Consider the following 15,948-nt stretch of genomic DNA (forward strand, 5'->3'; position numbering starts at 1 on the left):
GAAAAGCGGATTTCGACCTACTCTGAGGCCCCACTGGCCCGGGGCGATAGGGTAGACCTCCACTGACGGCGAGCCGCCAGGGAGGGCAGAGTTCAGAAAACCGATGGGTATTTCAGCGGCCTGCTAGCCCGGAGATCTTGCGGGCGTAGCGTGAGTTTTATGGACCGATTGCGGGCGTTGCTTCTCGCCCAAGTGGGCCCAGCTCTGGGCTCGTCGCGCCTTGCTCTCGGTCCAACCGCGCCCCTCACGAAGTATCCGGGCTAGCCATGGGGGTTGGAGGCGGGAGCGGAGGGAACCAGCTGCTTCACATAGTGAATGGTTCCATCGCATGGCTCGGAGCGGTCGAGAAGAAAACCTGTCTTTGTAACCAGACCGCGCATGGCAGCATTTTCGCGAGACACAGAGCAAACCATTCGTTGAGTGCCGCGACGCCTTGCGCAGGCGACTAGGCGCTGGAGCAGCAATCGCCCCAGGCCGCGATGCTTCAGATCGGACCTGACAACAATTCCGCAGACAGCCTCGATGTTGTCTTCTGTAGAGACCGCATTGGCAGTGGCGACGATCTCAAGCAACCCGGTGGCATCCAACAGCAAGGCAATCAGCCAAACCTCGGTGGCACTCGCGGGGCTTAGCATGCGCTGCCTGTCGGCCGTCGAAATGCAGCTGAGCTGGCTATGGAAGCGCGATTGAAGATCGTTTGCCTCCAGGCGCGCAAAAAATGCTTGATGGCGAATCTCGTCAACCGGCGCAATGGGACGGATCAAGAGTGCGTGGCCGCGCCAATTCACCGTGTCAGTGACCGCAACGGAAGGCTCGAAATCTCTCCTAAGAGCTGTTCTTTGCGGCCCGCCCAAGGTCGAGACACGGGTGACGGATTGGGAACGGATTTGCATAGCCTGTTAACTGCCGTAAGTTGACTAACCACTGTGCTAAGTGTGTCGGGGGATGACGACGGTTGTCTGTCTGCTTCCGAACCAAGCGCCAATCGTCACCAATCAACGAGAACGGATCAGCGGACAGGGCATTTCCCAGAGCCTATCGCTGTTTGTCTGCTAGCGCACCGAAGGCCGGGGGCGAGGTGCCCATACTTGTCAGAACAGAAAAGTTGACGGTCCACGCCCGTCCCCCAGATCCACCACGTTCTGGGCAACCACTCACACCACGGGAGTTAGTTTTCATGAACATTCAGTTAAGCCTTGCCCCCATCATTGCGTTGATCGCCGGCATTTTGATCCTCGTTCGGCCAAAACTCCTCAACTACATCGTCGCGATTTATCTGATCGTGATTGGCATTCTGGGCCTGGTGGGTGGTAGCGGAGGCTGGCGATGAACGCCCTACTCGATGCTGTCTGCAATGAGCCGGGCGTTGAACGGTCCGCAAGCGATTCACGATCCCGTCGCGGGTGGCCCTCCGGCTTCCGCTATGCAAAGTCACCGCTGCTGCTGCTTAGCACGGCAGTGATCTGTGCCTGCAGCGTGTCCTACCGACCGGTTCAGGAGTCCAGCTTTGATCGTTTGGTTAATGAGGGATGCGCACGAAAGGGCGACCGGTTCGCGGTGACCGCACAGGTCAACAGCGCCACTCGAGAGACCATCGTTCTCTGGGATGGTTACGACGGTGCTCGCACCGTAGCCGTCCGCTTGCCCGAAGAGGGATTCGGTTCGCGGCTGAAGGGTGTGATCGGCAAGACGAAATATGAGCTGGGGGTCGAGCGATTAAACGAACTTCGGGCAAGCGGTGCGCCAGTCGAGTTCACCATGCGCTGCGAGGGTGTCGATCAAGCACCGGCCACCGACAGATTCAGTTACATGGAGAATGGCAACCGCGTGCACTTTGAGTATTGACGGTTGACTGTTCGCTGACGGCTTTCCGCAGTGCGCATTGGCTGGACGAGTCAGCTCGCCGCTTCGCCATCCCGTCGCAGGACGGGATCAGTCTTTCAACAACCTTGCGGGTCGCCGAGAATTTGCGTCTTTCTGGTGCACACAGAAATCACGCGCCACCTGCTCACTCGACTACAGGTGACGCGAGAGTCGATCAGAATTGCTTCGCTTTTTAACTTTCGTTCTGCTTTTCGAACTTGGCCAACTGCGATTCGGCCTCGTCCTTGCTGATTCCGTACGACTCTTGAATCTTGCCCAGAAGTTCAACCCGCTTTCCGTCAATGACGTCGAGCTGATCGTCGGTCAACTTACCCCATTGGGTCTGTACTTTGCCTTTGAACTGTTTCCAGTTGCCTTTCACGATGTCCCAGTTCATATCTAGTCCTTGTCAGAAGTCGCCAGTTAAGAAGACGCAGCATTGAGAATGCGATTGGACTCCGCACCGCGGCTCTGTGGCTGGCGCGGCTCAGGCCGGGGGCACGAAGTCAAACCAGGATAGCGATGAGACGAAACGCCGTCGGTGCGCTGGCGCACCTCGGATTCTCCGACTAGCCCTTTGGAGTGCTGACGCTATCGCTGTCGCGCCGGTTGATCGCAGTAATCAGGGTGTCCGATCCCTCGCAATCCAGCGTCATTTCTCAACCGCCCAGAATCTCACGGCTGGAGCGAGCTTTACCCTCGCCTTCCGTGCGCCAGACTGCGCGCTCGGGCGGGGTTGCTGTTGATGGCCAGCGCTGAAACCGTAGATCGATTGACCAGCTAGATCCGCTCGCCTCGAGCCAGACGAAGCACGATGATCACCAGGGCGACTACCAGAAGGATGTGAATAAAGCCACCCATCGTGTATGACGACACCAAGCCCAAAATCCAAAGAACGAGCAGGACGACGGCGATGGTCTGCAGCATGATACGAACTCCAAATTGATCGAGGCCCGTTGCGCATTTGCAACAGACCGGATGTCCAAGATGTGCCGTCGCCTTGGTCGGGTCTGTTCGTTGGCGAACTCAATACGCGCCGCGCGCTGAGCCTGGGCCACAGAAAAGTCTTACCGATGCCCTTGGCTCGGCCCCGGGCGGCCTCTGCCATTGAGCCCCCCTCGTCTCTCGAGCACTCAGCCGGACGAGACAGCACGCACAGAAGATCGCACTCGATTGATCTAGATCAGCCCGGGCGAACGTCGGCTCGTCACATTTGACTTAAGTCAGTGTGGCGGCAATCCGCCACGCAGATCATGGCCCCATGCCGGCAGCCCGCGCCTGTTTCATCGACTCCCTAGCGCACGCTCTACGCCGCGGACTCCGGCCCCGACTCAACTCGTCAGGAGTTCGCACATGTCAGCCTCCGCCACACAGCCCATTCCAAACAGTGGCCCAGTCCTAGAGGACTGGCGCCCGGAAGACGCGCAGTTCTGGGAAACCACCGGCAAACGCATCGCCAATCGCAATCTCGCCATCTCGATTCCGGCCCTGCTGCTGGCCTTTGCGGTGTGGATGATGTTCTCGGCGGTGACGGTCAGCCTGCCGAAGATCGGTTTCACCTTCAGCACCGATGAGCTGTTCTGGCTGGCCGCCTTGCCTGGCCTGTCGGGCGCCACCTTGCGCATCTTCTATAGCTTCATGATTCCGATTTTCGGCGGCCGGCGCTGGACCGCGATCTCCACCGCTTCGCTGATCATTCCGGCGGTGTGGCTGGGCTATGCGGTGCAGGATCCGAGCACACCGTTCTGGCAGTTCGCCACCATCGCGGTGCTGGCCGGGCTTGGCGGCGGCAATTTCGCCTCGTCGATGTCGAACATCTCGTTCTTCTTCCCCAAGGCCAAGCAGGGCTATGCGTTGGGCATGAATGCGGGCCTGGGCAATGTCGGCGTCTCGGTGACCCAGTTCGTGATTCCCGCCGTCATCACCATGGGTTTGTTCGGCGCCATTGCCGGCAACCCGCAGACCACCGCCGACGGTCAAACCCTGTACCTGCAGAACGCCGGCTTTGTCTGGCTGCCGTTCCTGGTGGTGTGCACCTTTGCCGCCTGGTTCGGCATGAATGATCTGGTCAGCGCACGGTCTTCATTCTCCGATCAAGCAATTATCTTCAAGCGCAAGCACAACTGGTTGATGTGCTGGTTGTACATCGGCACGTTCGGCAGTTTTATCGGCTACTCGGCCGGCTTCCCGATGCTGATCAAGACCCAGTTTCCGGAAGTAAATGCACTTAGCTATGCGTTCCTCGGCCCTCTGGTCGGCGCGCTGTCAAGGCCCTTCGGCGGCTGGCTGTCGGACAAGCTCGGCGGCGCCTTCCTCACTTTCTGGGTGTTCCTGCTGATGATCGCGGCGGTGTTCGGCGTGCTCTATTTCCTGCCCAGCGGCGCCAGCGGTGGCAACTTCGCCGCCTTCCTCGCCGCCTTCATGGCCCTGTTCGTGCTCACCGGCGTTGGCAATGCCAGCACCTTCCGCATGATCCCGATCATCTTCCGTACCCAGCAGGATCGCTGGAGCGCCCATTCCGATGCCGCTGGCAAGGCCGCCGCCACGCGCCAGGCAGGCATCGAATCGGCCGCGGTGATCGGTTTCAGCTCGGCCATCGGCGCCTACGGCGGCTTCTTCGTACCCAAGAGCTACGGCACCTCGATCGCCCTCACCGGCGGCCCGGAAGCGGCGCTCTACACCTTCGTCGTGTTCTACGCCAGCTGCGTGCTGATCACCTGGTGGTGGTACTTCCGCAAGGGCGCCGAAGTTCCGTGTTGAGCGACGTGATTTGTGATTCGTGATTGGTGATTGGCAACCGCCACAGCGCCGCACGGACCACAACACATCGCCCCCAGAACTCGCGCACTCAACGCTCCAGCGAATCACTAATCACCAATCACGAATCACCAGGAACCCGCCATGAGCTACTTCCTAGATCGACTGAACTTCTTCAAGCCCGCTGACGAAAACTTCTCCGATGGCCATGGCGTTACTCAACAACAGGATCGTTCCTGGGAGAACGGTTATCGCGCGCGTTGGCAGCACGACAAGATCGTGCGTTCAACCCACGGTGTGAATTGCACTGGCTCATGCAGCTGGAAGATCTACGTCAAGAACGGCCTGGTTACCTGGGAAACCCAGCAGACCGACTACCCGCGCACCCGGCCTGATTTGCCGAATCACGAGCCGCGCGGTTGCCCGCGCGGCGCTAGCTACAGTTGGTATCTTTACTCGGCCAATCGACTGAAGCACCCGATGATTCGCGGCGCCCTGCTCAAGCTGTGGCGCGAGGCACGCAAGAGCAGGGGGCCGGTCGACGCCTGGGCCAGCATCGTCGAAGACAGCGACAAGGCCAAGTCCTACAAGAGCAAGCGTGGCATGGGTGGTTTCGTACGCGTGCGCTGGGACGAGGCCAATGAACTGATCGCTGCCTCGAATATCTACACCGCGAAAAAGTTTGGCCCGGATCGGGTGATCGGCTTTTCGCCGATTCCGGCCATGTCGATGGTCAGTTATGCCGCCGGTGCGCGCTATCTCTCGCTGTTCGGCGGCGCCTGCCTCAGCTTCTATGATTGGTACTGCGATTTACCGCCGGCCAGCCCGCAGGTCTGGGGCGAGCAGACCGATGTGCCGGAATCGGCCGATTGGTACAACAGCCGCTACATCATCGCCTGGGGCTCCAACGTTCCGCAGACCCGCACGCCGGATGCGCACTTCTTCACCGAAGCCAAGTACAACGGCACCAAGACGGTGGCCATCACCCCGGATTACTCCGAGGTGGCGAAACTCTGTGATAACTGGCTGCACCCCAAGCAAGGCACCGACGCTGCCCTGGCGATGGCGTTTGGCCACGTCGCCCTACGCGAATTCCATCTGGATAATCCGTCGGACTACTTCGTCGACTATGTCCGCCAGTACAGCGACATGCCTCTGCTGGTGATGCTCGACAAGCGTGCCAATGGCAGCTTCGAAGCCGGTCGTTTTCTGCGCGCGAGCGATCTTGGTGGACTGGGCGAATCGAACAACCCCGAGTGGAAAACACTGAGTTTCGACCAGCTGAGCGATGAGCTAACTGTTCCCAATGGCTCGGTCGGTTTTCGTTGGGGCGAACAGGGCAAATGGAATATCGAGGAGAAGAACAGTCAGGGTCAGGAGACCCGACTGCGGTTGACCCTGGCCGACCAGCACGACGAGATGGTTTCAGTATCGATGCCCTATTTCGGCGGCATCGAGCACGAGAAATGGACCGCAAACAAGCAGCAGGATGTGCTGCAGCGCAACGTCCCGGCCCGCAAGCTTCGCCTGGCGGACGGTAGCGACGCCCATGTCGCCACCGTCTACGACTTGACCTTGGCCCAGTATGGATTGGACCGTGGCTTTGGCGGCAGCTTCGTGGCCAAGAGCTACGACGACAACGTGCCGGGCACGCCGGCCTGGGCGGAGAGCATTACCGGTGTGCCGCGCGCCGAGATCATCCGCATCGGCCGCGAATTCGCCCGCACTGCGCACAAGACCCGTGGGCGCTCGATGATCATCGTCGGCGCGGCGATGAACCACTGGTATCACAACGACATGAACTACCGCGGGCTGATCAACCTGCTGGTGATGTGCGGCTGCATCGGCCAAACCGGTGGCGGCTGGGCGCACTATGTTGGCCAGGAAAAGCTGCGCCCGCAGTCGGGCTGGCTGCCGCTGGCCTTCGGCCTCGACTGGAGCCGGCCGCCACGACACATGAATGGCACCAGCTTCTGGTATTTCAATTCTTCGCAGTGGCGTTACGAGAAACTCGGTGTTGAGGAGATTCTCTCCCCGCTGGCCGATCCGAAGAAGTACCAGGGTTCGTTGGTCGATTTCAATCTGCGCGCGATACGCATGGGTTGGCTGCCCTCAGCACCGCAGCTCAACATGAATCCGTTCCAGTTCACCCGTGATGCCGCCAAAGCCGGCAAGGAAGCGATTCCGCACGCGGTGGAGAGCTTCAAGAATGGCTCGCTGGATTTCGCTTTCGCCGATCCCGACGCACCGGAGAATTTCCCGCGCAATCTGTTTATCTGGCGCAGCAACTTGCTCGGCAGTTCGGGCAAGGGTCATGAGTACATGTTGAAGCACCTGCTGGGCACCCGCAACGGTTTGCAGGGCAAGGATCTTGGCGAACGTGGTCAGTCCAAGCCGATGGAAGTGAAATGGCGTGATCCGGCGCCGGAAGGCAAGCTCGACCTGCTGGTGACCCTCGACTTCCGCATGTGCACCACCGCACTGTATTCCGATGTGGTGCTGCCGACCGCCACCTGGTATGAGAAGAACGATCTCAATACCTCGGACATGCATCCTTTCATCCATCCGCTGTCGAAAGCGGTAGACCCGGCCTGGGAGGCACGCAGCGACTGGGACATCTTCAAGGGCATTGCGAAGAAGGTCAGCGAAGTGGCGCCGGGGGTACTCGGTGTTGAGCAGGATCTGGTCCTGGTACCGACCCTGCACGACACCCCGAATGAAATCTCCATGCCGTTTGCGGTCACCGACTGGAAGAAAGGCGAATGCGAGCCGATTCCGGGCAGGACGATGCCTGCGATGGTGGTGGTCGAGCGCGACTATCCCAACCTGTATAAGAAGTTCACCTCACTCGGCCCCCTGCTCGACAAACTCGGCAACTGGGGCAAGGGCCTAGTCTGGAACACCCAGGACGAAATCGACTTCCTGGCCGACCTCAATCATCGGGTGACCGAACCCGGCATCAGCCAGGGCCGACCGAAGATCGAGACCGCGATCGATGCTGCCGAAGTCATCCTGCATCTCGCACCGGAAACCAATGGCCATGTTGCGGTCAAAGCCTGGGAATCACTAGGCAAGTTCACTGGCCGCGAGCACACGCATCTTGCCGTTGGTAAGGAACACGAGGCGATTCGCTTCCGCGATGTACAGGCGCAGCCACGCAAGATCATCAGCTCGCCGGTGTGGTCGGGTCTGGAAGACGAACACGTCAGCTACAACGCCGGCTACACCAATGTGCACGAACTGATCCCGTGGCGCACTCTGACCGGCCGGCAGCAGTTCTACCAGGATCACGAGTGGATGCGCGCCTTCGGCGAAGGCCTGATGGGCTATCGCCCACCGGTCACTACCAAGACCATTCACCCGATCCTCGGCAAGAAGCCGAACGGCAACAAAGAGATCGTGCTGAACTGGATTACCCCGCATCAAAAATGGGGCATTCACAGCACCTACAGCGACAACCTGTTGATGCAGACCCTGTCACGTGGCGGACCGATCGTCTGGTTAAGCGAGACCGATGCCAAAGAGGCCGGGATCGAAGACAACGACTGGATCGAGCTATTCAACGTCAACGGCGCCATTGCCGCGCGTGCGGTGGTGAGTCAACGCGTGATGTCCGGCATGGCGATGATGTACCACGCCCAGGAACGCATCATCAACACGCCAGGGTCGGAAATCAGTGGCACCCGCGGTGGTATCCACAACTCGGTGACCCGGGTGGTGGTCAAGCCGACCCACATGATCGGCGGCTACGCCCAGCTTAGCTACGGCTTCAACTATTACGGCACCACCGGCACCAACCGCGACGAGTTCGTGATCGTGCGCAAGATGAAGAAGGTGGATTGGCTGGATGGGGAGGCAGTGCCGGCGGATGCGGAGGTAGAGCGATGAGTCGGACTAAGCCGTCGGAAACCGCCCCGCCGTCATCCCGGCAAGAGCCGGGATCCAGTTTGCTCTTCTTTTCCTATCCAAGGTGGATCCCGGCGTTCGCCGGGATGACGAAAACAATTGTCGAGGTGACCCAATGAAGGTGCGCGCTCAAATCGCGATGGTGTTGAACCTGGACAAGTGCATTGGCTGCCATGTCTGTTCGATCACCTGCAAGAACGTCTGGACTTCGCGTGAAGGTGTCGAATACGCCTGGTTTAACAATGTCGAAACCAAGCCCGGTATCGGCTACCCGAAAGAATGGGAAAACCAGGACAAGTGGAACGGTGGCTGGGTTCTCACGTCCAGCGGCAAGCTGCAGCTGAAGGCCGGCGGTCGCTTCCGCATGCTGGCGAAGATTTTCGCCAACCCGGATCTGCCGCAGATCGACGACTACTACGAGCCGTTCGATTTCGACTACCACCACCTGCATGAGGCGCCGGAGGGTCAGCACCAACCGACCGCACGGCCGCGCTCGCTGATCTCCGGTCAGCGCATGCAGAAGATCCATTGGGGCCCGAACTGGGAAGAGATTCTCGGCACCGAATTCGCCAAGCGTTCCAAGGATAAGAACTTCGATCAGGTGCAGAAAGACATCTACGGTCAGTTTGAAAAGACCTTCATGATGTACCTGCCACGCCTGTGCGAGCACTGCCTGAATCCTGCCTGCGTGGCGTCCTGCCCGTCCGGCGCGATCTACAAGCGCGAGGAAGACGGCATCGTGCTGATCGATCAGGACAAATGCCGGGGCTGGCGCATGTGTGTGTCGGGCTGTCCGTACAAAAAGATCTACTACAACTGGAAGTCCGGCAAGTCGGAGAAGTGCATCTTCTGCTATCCACGCATCGAGATGGGCGAGCCAACCGTATGTTCAGAGACCTGCGTTGGTCGTATCCGCTATCTCGGCGTGATGCTGTACGACGCCGATAAGATCAGCGAGGCCGCGGCGGTGCCGCAGGAACAGGATCTCTATCAGGCACATCTCGATGTGTTCCTGGACCCGAACGATCCGAAGGTGATCGAGGCGGCGCGCAAGGAAGGCATTCCGGAAAACTGGCTTGAGGCCGCGCGCGAGTCGCCGGTGTACAAGCTGGCCATCGACTGGAAGCTTGCCCTACCCTTGCATCCCGAATATCGCACCTTGCCGATGGTGTGGTACGTGCCGCCGCTCAGCCCGATTCAGAATGCCGCCGAACAAGGCACGATCGATATGCATGGCGAGCTGCCCGACGTGAAGTCGCTGCGCATTCCGCTGAAGTACCTGGCCAACCTGCTTACCGCGGGTGATGAGCGGCCGGTGGCACTGGCGCTGGAACGCATGCTGGCCATGCGCGCCTGGCGGCGAGCGAAGAATGTCGACGGCGTTGAGGACACCAAGGTGCTCGAGCAGGTCGGCCTCAGCGTGCATCAGGCGCAGGAGATGTACCGCTATCTGGCGATTGCCAACTACGAGGATCGCTTCGTGGTGCCCAGTGCACATCGTGAATACGCCAACGATGCCTTCGGTGAACGCGGTGGTTGTGGTTTCAGCTTCGGCAACGGCTGCAACGGCAGCACGCCAGCCGACCTGTTTGGCGCCAAGAAGCAAACCGTCTACCAGGTGCCGCCGGCGCGGCAGCAAAAGCATAAGGAGCCGGTATGAACGCAGGCTTGCACATCCAGAATTCCGTAGGCAGCGATTGCTGTGGTCAATGCACCTGCGGCGAGGCCGCTGCGCCGAATCCGGCGCGTCAGCTGAAACTGATCAGCCTGTTGCTCGATTATCCGCAGGATGAGCTGTTCACCCTGGGCAAGGAACTGCGCGCCGCGGTCTACGAGCTGGGTTTTGACAATGAGGCACGCCAGGCCCTGCATGGCTTTATCGATCGCCTGCTGGCGGTCGATCCGATGCAGGCGCAGGCGACCTGGAGCGAAACCTTCGATCGCGGTCGGGCAATGAGCCTGTTGATGTTCGAGCATATTCATGGCGAATCGCGCGATCGTGGCCAGGCCATGGTCGACTTGATGGACACCTATCGACGCAATGGCTTTGAGATCGACAGCCGTGAGTTGCCGGACTATCTGCCCCTGCTGCTGGAATATCTGTCGCAACGCAGCGAGGCCGAAGGGCGCGAATGGCTAGGCCATCTTAACCAGATCCTCAGTCTGCTGGCGGCACGCGCAGAGGAACGGGAAAGCCCGTATGCCCAGTTGTTCGAACTGCTGATCAAGCACTCCGGACTACAACCGGACCTGGCGACCTTCCGCCGTCGCGCGGCCAACGAAGAGCGCGACGACACGCCGGAGGCGATGGACAAAGTGTGGGAGGAAGAGGCGGTGAAGTTTGGCCCGCAGGCCCCAGCCACTGATGCCTGCGCGCCCAATCGGTTTGTTGAGCGCTCGGCGGGAGCCTGACATGCATTGGCGCTCGATTCCTGCCCACTCTTCGCTCGCTGAGCCTGTCGAAGCGAGCCTGAGCAGAGCGCGGTGCGGAAACTCGCCACCGGCCCTGTCGAGGCACCCTTCGACAGGCTCAGGGTGCGTTGCACGAAGTTTGGCCCGCAAGCCCCAGCCACTGATGCCTGTGCGCCCAATCGGTTGGTTGAGCGCACGGCGGGAGCCTGACATGCATTGGCGTTCGATTCTTTCCCACTCTTCGCTCGCTGAGCCTGTCGAAGGGAGCCTGAGCAGAGCGCGGTGCGGGAACTCGCCACCGGCCCTGTCGACGCACCCTTCGACAGGCTCAGGGTGCGTTGCACGAAGTTTGGCCCGCAGGCCCCAGCCACTGATGCCTGCGCGCCCAATCGGTTGGTTGAGCGCTCAGCGGGAGCCTGACATGCATTGGCGCTCGATTCCTGCCCACTCTTCGCTCGCTGCGCCTGTCGAAGCGAGCCTGAGCAGAGCGCGGTACGGGAACTCGCCACCGGCCCTGTCGAGGCACCCTTCGACAGGCTCAGGGTGCGTTGCACGAAGTTTGGCCCGCAGGCCCCAGCCACTGATGCCTGCGCGCCCAATCGGTTTGTTGAGCGCAAGGCGGGAGCCTGACATGCATTGGCGCTCGATTCCTGCCCACTCTTCGCTCGCTGAGCCTGTCGAAGCGAGCCTGAGCAGAGCGCGGTGCGGAAACTCGCCACCGGCCCTGTCGAGGCAGCCTTCGACAGGCTCAGGGTGCGTTGCACGAAGTTTGGCCCGCAAGCCCCAGCCACTGATGCCTGCGCGCCCAATCGGTTTGTTGAGCGCACGGCGGGAGCCTGACATGCATTGGCGTTCGATCCTTGCCCACTCTTCGCTCGCTGAGCCTGTCGAAGCGAGCCTGAGCAGAGCGCGGTGCGGGAACTCGCCACCGGCCCTGTCGAGGCACCCTTCGACAGACTCAGGGTGCGTTGCACTACGCAGGGACAGGCCCAAGGTGCGCCCTTCGCGAAGCCAATCGATCCGAACATCAAGTTAGACCGCAGGTGATGCCATGAATTACATCAATCAGTTCTGCTTTCAGATTTTCCCCTACATCGCGTTGGCCGTGTTTCTGATCGGCAGCTGGGTGCGTTTCGACCGCGATCCGTACACCTGGCGCACCGGCTCAAGTCAGTTGTTGTCCGGAAAATGGATGCGGCTTGGCAGCAACTGGATGCACCTCGGTGTCATCGCCATTCTGCTCGGTCACCTGGTCGGCCTGCTCACGCCGCATGCCCTGTATGAACCCTTTATCACCTCGGGGCAGAAGCAGCTGCTGGCGATGGTCGCCGGTGGCATCTTTGGCGTGTTCGCCTTTGTCGGTATGACCATCCTGCTGCTACGCCGTCTGTTCAATCCGCGCATTCGAGCCAACTCCAGTGGTCGCGACATCCTCGTGCTGGCGTTGCTCTACGCGCAACTCCTGTTGGGCATGGCATCGATTGTGGTGTCCTCGGGCCATATGGATGGCGTGCAGATGGTGAAACTGGCGGAGTGGGCGCAGCACATCGTGACTTTCCGCTGGGGTGCGGCCGAGTACATCGCCGACGCCCACTGGATCTACAAGAGCCACGTATTCCTCGGCATGCTGCTGTTCTTCATCTTCCCGTTCACCCGCCTGGTGCACATCTGGAGCCTGCCGGTGTCCTACCTGAGCCGGCCCTATCAGGTGGTGCGCAAGCGCCAGCCGGTCATCCACTACGGCCAGGGGAACTAAGTGTATGGGCAGCCCAGCACGCGAATTGCCGATTCGGCTGGTCGACGGGCCAGTCAAGCACGATCACGCCGACCACGCATTTGAAAGCGGCGGCCGCACCGCGGTTCCGCCGCCGCCGAAGGCGCGGGTGTTCGTCGAAGGTCAGCCGATCAGCGAACAGGCGATCGGCCAGGAAATGCAGCATCACCCAGCGATTCGGCCGGAGGAATCCTGGCGAGCTGCTGCCGAGGCCTTGGTGGTACAACGCCTGCTACAACTGGAGACAGCGCGCCTGTCGATCGACGGCACGCGCCACGCCGAGCCTGGTGAGAGTGCTGAGGAGGCCGCCACTCGGGTGTTGCTGGAGCCAGTGTTCGACCTGGTCAGGCCAGCTACCAGCGAGGCTTGTCAACACTACTTCGAACAGAACCGAGAACACTTCCGCGCGCCTGATCGAGTGCAGCTGCGCCATATCCTGTATCCCGCTGCTCCCGACGATATCGAAGCGCGACTCGCCAGCCGCGATCGGGCTGAGCACGATCTGGCCGAATTGAAGGCCCATCCGGAGCGCTTTGCCGAATACGCGATGCGCTTCTCGGCCTGCCCCTCGAAGGAGCAAGGCGGCGAGCTTGGCTGGATCGAGCGCGGGCAGACCACCCCGGAGTTCGAGCGCCAGGTGTTTCGGTTGAAACCTGGCCTTGCCGGCCTGCCAGTGGAATCGCGCTTTGGCCATCACATCGTTGAGGTGTTGGCGCTGGAAAAAGGCGCCCTGCTTGACCTGGATCAGGTGCAAAGCGATATCGCGCTGCGACTTGATCTGGCTCAAAGACATAGCGCGATGAAACAGTATGTTGAATCCCTGATGGCGCGGTATTCAGTCGAAGGGTTGGATGCGGCGCTTTGAGTTAGGAATCAACCAGCGACGATCTGCCAGCCCCCTCTCGCCAACCCCTCGCCCGCCAGGGGGAGGGGCTATACGAGGACATCAACCACCTCAATCGTAAATTCAGCGACGACTTAGCGCTTTACTCCCCTCTCCCCTTGCGGGAGAGGGGTTGGGGGAGAGGGGTACAGGCAACTTGCCCCTCTCCCCACCCCTCCCCCACCAGGGGGAGGGGCTTAACTAGCTGCAATTCGGCGCTACGGAAATTTCTCTCATTGCAGGAGTTTCGACATGCAAGCCGCCACCGTCCCGAAAGGACAACAACAAGCCGCGTTGTGGGTCAGCACCTTCGCGTTCACCGTCTGCTTCGCGGTATGGACGATCTTTTCCATCATCGGCATTCGCATCAAGGCCGAGCTCGGTCTGAACGACACCCAGTTTGGTTTGTTGATCGCAATGCCTATCCTGACCGGCTCCTTGAGCCGCCTGGCCCTCGGCATCTGGGCCGATCAGTTCGGCGGTCGGATCGTGATGACCTTGGTCATGCTGGCTGCCGCCGCGGCGACCTGGGCGCTGACCCAGGTGAGTACGTACCCTGGCTTTCTGATTGCAGCGCTGTTCGTGGGCATCGCCGGGGGTTCATTTTCGGTCGGCATCGCCTACGTGTCGAAGTGGTTTCCGAAGGAAAAACAAGGCACGGCGCTGGGTATCTTCGGTGCCGGTAATGTCGGCGCCGCGGTCACCAAGCTGCTGGCACCGATGGTGATGGTGGCCGCGGGTTGGCAACGGGTGGCCGAGCTGTGGGCGATTGCCATCGCCGTCACTGCTGTCCTGTTCTTCCTGTTGACCAAGGACGATCCCAGCCACACTGCGCGTAAGGTCGCCGGCCACAAACCGGTGGGCTTCATCGATCAGCTGGCGCCGTTGAAGAATATTCAGGTCTGGCGCTTTTCGCTGTACTACTTCTTCGTGTTTGGCGCCTTTGTCGCCTTGGCGCTATGGCTGCCGCGCTATCTGATCGGCGTGTACGGGCTTGATGTGGCGACTGCCGGCATGATTGCCGCCATGTACTCGATTCCGGCCAGTGTGTTTCGCATCGTCGGTGGCTGGTTGTCGGACAAGATCGGCGCACGCGCGGTGATGTACTGGACTTTCAGCGTTTCCGCCATCGTTTGCTTCATCCTGAGCTATCCGTCCACCAACTATGTGGTGCACGGTATTCAGGGTGATATCGCCTTCACCCTGGCGATTGGCGTGATTCCCTTCACCGTCCTGGTGTTTGTGCTGGGCTTCTTCATGTCGCTGGGCAAGGCCGCGGTGTACAAGCATATTCCGGTGTACTACCCGGATCATGTCGGCTCGGTGGGCGGCATCGTCGGCCTGATCGGTGGACTGGGCGGTTTTGTACTACCGATCGCCTTCGGCGCCATGAATGATCTGATCGGTGTGTGGACCAGCTGCTTCATGCTGCTGTTCGTACTGGTGGCCGCGGCTCTGGCCTGGATGCATTTCGCCATCCGCCGCATGGAGCGTGCTCGCTTCCCGCAGATCAAGGGCGAAACCGATCTGCCCGAGATTATTCGCGCCGCCGAGAGCGATGCTAGCGGCAGCGCCATCGAACCCGTGCGTGCGAGTGGCCGCGGAATGGGTCCAACCCAGGCGCACGCCTGAGCTGCCTCGATGGACCGTTACCTCAGTGCCGACCAAGCCCTCGCGCGACTGCGCGAGGGCAATGCCCGCTTCGTGCAGCATGTAGTAAGTCTGGACGCCTTGTTAAGTCATGCGCAGCGCTCCGAACAGGCGCGGGCACAGCATCCGTTTGCGGTGATCCTGGGCTGCTCGGATTCGCGCGTGCCGGCCGAGTTCGTGTTCGATCAAGGCCTGGGGGATCTGTTTGTGATTCGGGTGGCCGGCAATATCGCTGCCCCCTCGCAGATCGGCAGCATTGAATTCGCCGTCGATCGTTTTGGAGTGAAACTGGTAGTGGTGCTGGGCCACTCCAATTGTGGCGCCATCCGCGCGACTCTGGATTACATCGCCAACCCGTCCGAAGCCTCGCCGGGCATTCATGCCATTGTCGACCGCATCCGCCCTACCCTGACCAGTCTGGTCAGCGGCTGCGAATGTCACGACGAGGCCGAACTGATGCAAAACGCGGTGCGCGCCAATGTACGCGCCACCGTGGCCCAGCTACGGCAGTCTTCCGTTCTGCTCGAAGGCCTGCATCTGGCTGGCGAACTGAAGATTGTCGGTGCGGATTACTCGCTGGAAACCGGCGCCGTCGCATTTTTCGAGGGCGATTGAAGCGAGCGCGGCCGACTGCCGGGCAGCGTTCGGACTCTCACCGTCAATCCCCTATTTCGCGTTTGATCGGGCCTGCCTAACCTCATTC

The 15,948-nt window shown here is 60.5% G+C and carries 13 protein-coding genes; 10 read left to right on the forward strand and 3 right to left on the reverse strand.

What is annotated here, in order from left to right:
• Positions 1–260: 260 nt before the first annotated feature.
• Positions 261–893, reverse strand: coding sequence for a GNAT family N-acetyltransferase (locus tag IFO71_RS11065; RefSeq protein ID WP_192029699.1), 633 nt, complete (start codon positions 891–893; stop codon positions 261–263).
• A gap of 284 nt (positions 894–1,177) precedes the next feature.
• Here IFO71_RS11065 and IFO71_RS11070 point away from each other — a divergent pair, with 284 nt between their 5' ends.
• Positions 1,178–1,330, forward strand: coding sequence for a DUF3096 domain-containing protein (locus IFO71_RS11070; RefSeq protein ID WP_192029700.1), 153 nt, complete (start codon positions 1,178–1,180; stop codon positions 1,328–1,330).
• A gap of 146 nt (positions 1,331–1,476) precedes the next feature.
• Entirely contained in the window at positions 1,477–1,845 is a 369-nt protein-coding gene (locus IFO71_RS11075; RefSeq protein WP_192029701.1) for a hypothetical protein, read from the forward strand.
• A 211-nt stretch (positions 1,846–2,056) separates the two neighbouring features.
• Here the strand turns inward: IFO71_RS11075 and IFO71_RS11080 are convergent, their stop codons facing one another.
• Both IFO71_RS11080 and IFO71_RS11085 read right to left on the reverse strand, forming a co-directional pair.
• Positions 2,057–2,260 carry a CsbD family protein gene (locus IFO71_RS11080; RefSeq protein WP_192029702.1) on the reverse strand — a complete coding sequence of 68 codons (204 nt, stop codon included), beginning with the start codon at positions 2,258–2,260 and terminating at the stop codon, positions 2,057–2,059.
• A 383-nt stretch (positions 2,261–2,643) separates the two neighbouring features.
• On the reverse strand, positions 2,644–2,790 hold the full coding sequence (locus IFO71_RS11085) for a lmo0937 family membrane protein (RefSeq protein WP_192029703.1): 147 nt from the start codon (positions 2,788–2,790) through the stop codon (positions 2,644–2,646).
• A gap of 426 nt (positions 2,791–3,216) precedes the next feature.
• Between IFO71_RS11085 and IFO71_RS11090 the strand changes: the two genes are divergently transcribed.
• From IFO71_RS11090 to IFO71_RS11125, 8 genes are all read left to right on the forward strand, one after another.
• Positions 3,217–4,623: a NarK family nitrate/nitrite MFS transporter gene (locus IFO71_RS11090; protein WP_192029704.1), complete on the forward strand. Its 1,407-nt coding sequence runs from the start codon at positions 3,217–3,219 to the stop codon at positions 4,621–4,623.
• Positions 4,624–4,764: 141 nt separating this feature from the next.
• Positions 4,765–8,508 carry a nitrate reductase subunit alpha gene (locus tag IFO71_RS11095; protein WP_192029705.1) on the forward strand — a complete coding sequence of 1,248 codons (3,744 nt, stop codon included), beginning with the start codon at positions 4,765–4,767 and terminating at the stop codon, positions 8,506–8,508.
• A gap of 133 nt (positions 8,509–8,641) precedes the next feature.
• Positions 8,642–10,186, forward strand: coding sequence for a nitrate reductase subunit beta (gene narH / locus IFO71_RS11100; protein WP_192029706.1), 1,545 nt, complete (start codon positions 8,642–8,644; stop codon positions 10,184–10,186).
• Positions 10,183–10,938 (forward strand): nitrate reductase molybdenum cofactor assembly chaperone, encoded by a 756-nt coding sequence (gene narJ, locus IFO71_RS11105; protein ID WP_192029707.1) that lies wholly within the window; start codon positions 10,183–10,185, stop codon positions 10,936–10,938. The genes narH and narJ overlap by 4 nt, the downstream gene beginning before the upstream one ends.
• A gap of 1,051 nt (positions 10,939–11,989) precedes the next feature.
• Positions 11,990–12,694, forward strand: coding sequence for a respiratory nitrate reductase subunit gamma (gene narI / locus IFO71_RS11110; RefSeq protein ID WP_192029708.1), 705 nt, complete (start codon positions 11,990–11,992; stop codon positions 12,692–12,694).
• A 4-nt stretch (positions 12,695–12,698) separates the two neighbouring features.
• Positions 12,699–13,577: a peptidylprolyl isomerase gene (locus tag IFO71_RS11115; protein ID WP_192029709.1), complete on the forward strand. Its 879-nt coding sequence runs from the start codon at positions 12,699–12,701 to the stop codon at positions 13,575–13,577.
• Between the two features lie 270 nt (positions 13,578–13,847).
• Positions 13,848–15,227, forward strand: a complete 1,380-nt coding sequence (locus IFO71_RS11120) for an MFS transporter (RefSeq protein WP_192029710.1) — start codon at positions 13,848–13,850, stop codon at positions 15,225–15,227.
• 9 nt (positions 15,228–15,236) lie between these two features.
• Complete coding sequence (locus tag IFO71_RS11125; protein WP_192029711.1) at positions 15,237–15,860, forward strand: carbonic anhydrase; 624 nt, start codon at positions 15,237–15,239, stop codon at positions 15,858–15,860.
• Positions 15,861–15,948 lie beyond the last annotated feature (88 nt).

The sequence above is a fragment of the Pseudomarimonas arenosa genome, from assembly GCF_014841215.1.
Lineage (GTDB): Bacteria > Pseudomonadota > Gammaproteobacteria > Xanthomonadales > Xanthomonadaceae > Pseudomarimonas > Pseudomarimonas arenosa.

Excerpts from the sequence above, each read along its gene's own strand:
- IFO71_RS11065 (WP_192029699.1), bottom strand. The coding sequence starts at position 893 with ATGCAAATCCGTTCCCAATCCGTCACCCGTGTCTCGACCTTGGGCGGG.
- IFO71_RS11070 (WP_192029700.1), top strand. The coding sequence starts at position 1,178 with ATGAACATTCAGTTAAGCCTTGCCCCCATCATTGCGTTGATCGCCGGC.
- IFO71_RS11080 (WP_192029702.1), bottom strand. The coding sequence starts at position 2,260 with ATGAACTGGGACATCGTGAAAGGCAACTGGAAACAGTTCAAAGGCAAA.
- IFO71_RS11085 (WP_192029703.1), bottom strand. The coding sequence starts at position 2,790 with ATGCTGCAGACCATCGCCGTCGTCCTGCTCGTTCTTTGGATTTTGGGC.
- IFO71_RS11090 (WP_192029704.1), top strand. The coding sequence starts at position 3,217 with ATGTCAGCCTCCGCCACACAGCCCATTCCAAACAGTGGCCCAGTCCTA.
- IFO71_RS11095 (WP_192029705.1), top strand. The coding sequence starts at position 4,765 with ATGAGCTACTTCCTAGATCGACTGAACTTCTTCAAGCCCGCTGACGAA.
- narH (WP_192029706.1), top strand. The coding sequence starts at position 8,642 with ATGAAGGTGCGCGCTCAAATCGCGATGGTGTTGAACCTGGACAAGTGC.
- narJ (WP_192029707.1), top strand. The coding sequence starts at position 10,183 with ATGAACGCAGGCTTGCACATCCAGAATTCCGTAGGCAGCGATTGCTGT.
- narI (WP_192029708.1), top strand. The coding sequence starts at position 11,990 with ATGAATTACATCAATCAGTTCTGCTTTCAGATTTTCCCCTACATCGCG.
- IFO71_RS11115 (WP_192029709.1), top strand. The coding sequence starts at position 12,699 with ATGGGCAGCCCAGCACGCGAATTGCCGATTCGGCTGGTCGACGGGCCA.
- IFO71_RS11120 (WP_192029710.1), top strand. The coding sequence starts at position 13,848 with ATGCAAGCCGCCACCGTCCCGAAAGGACAACAACAAGCCGCGTTGTGG.
- IFO71_RS11125 (WP_192029711.1), top strand. The coding sequence starts at position 15,237 with ATGGACCGTTACCTCAGTGCCGACCAAGCCCTCGCGCGACTGCGCGAG.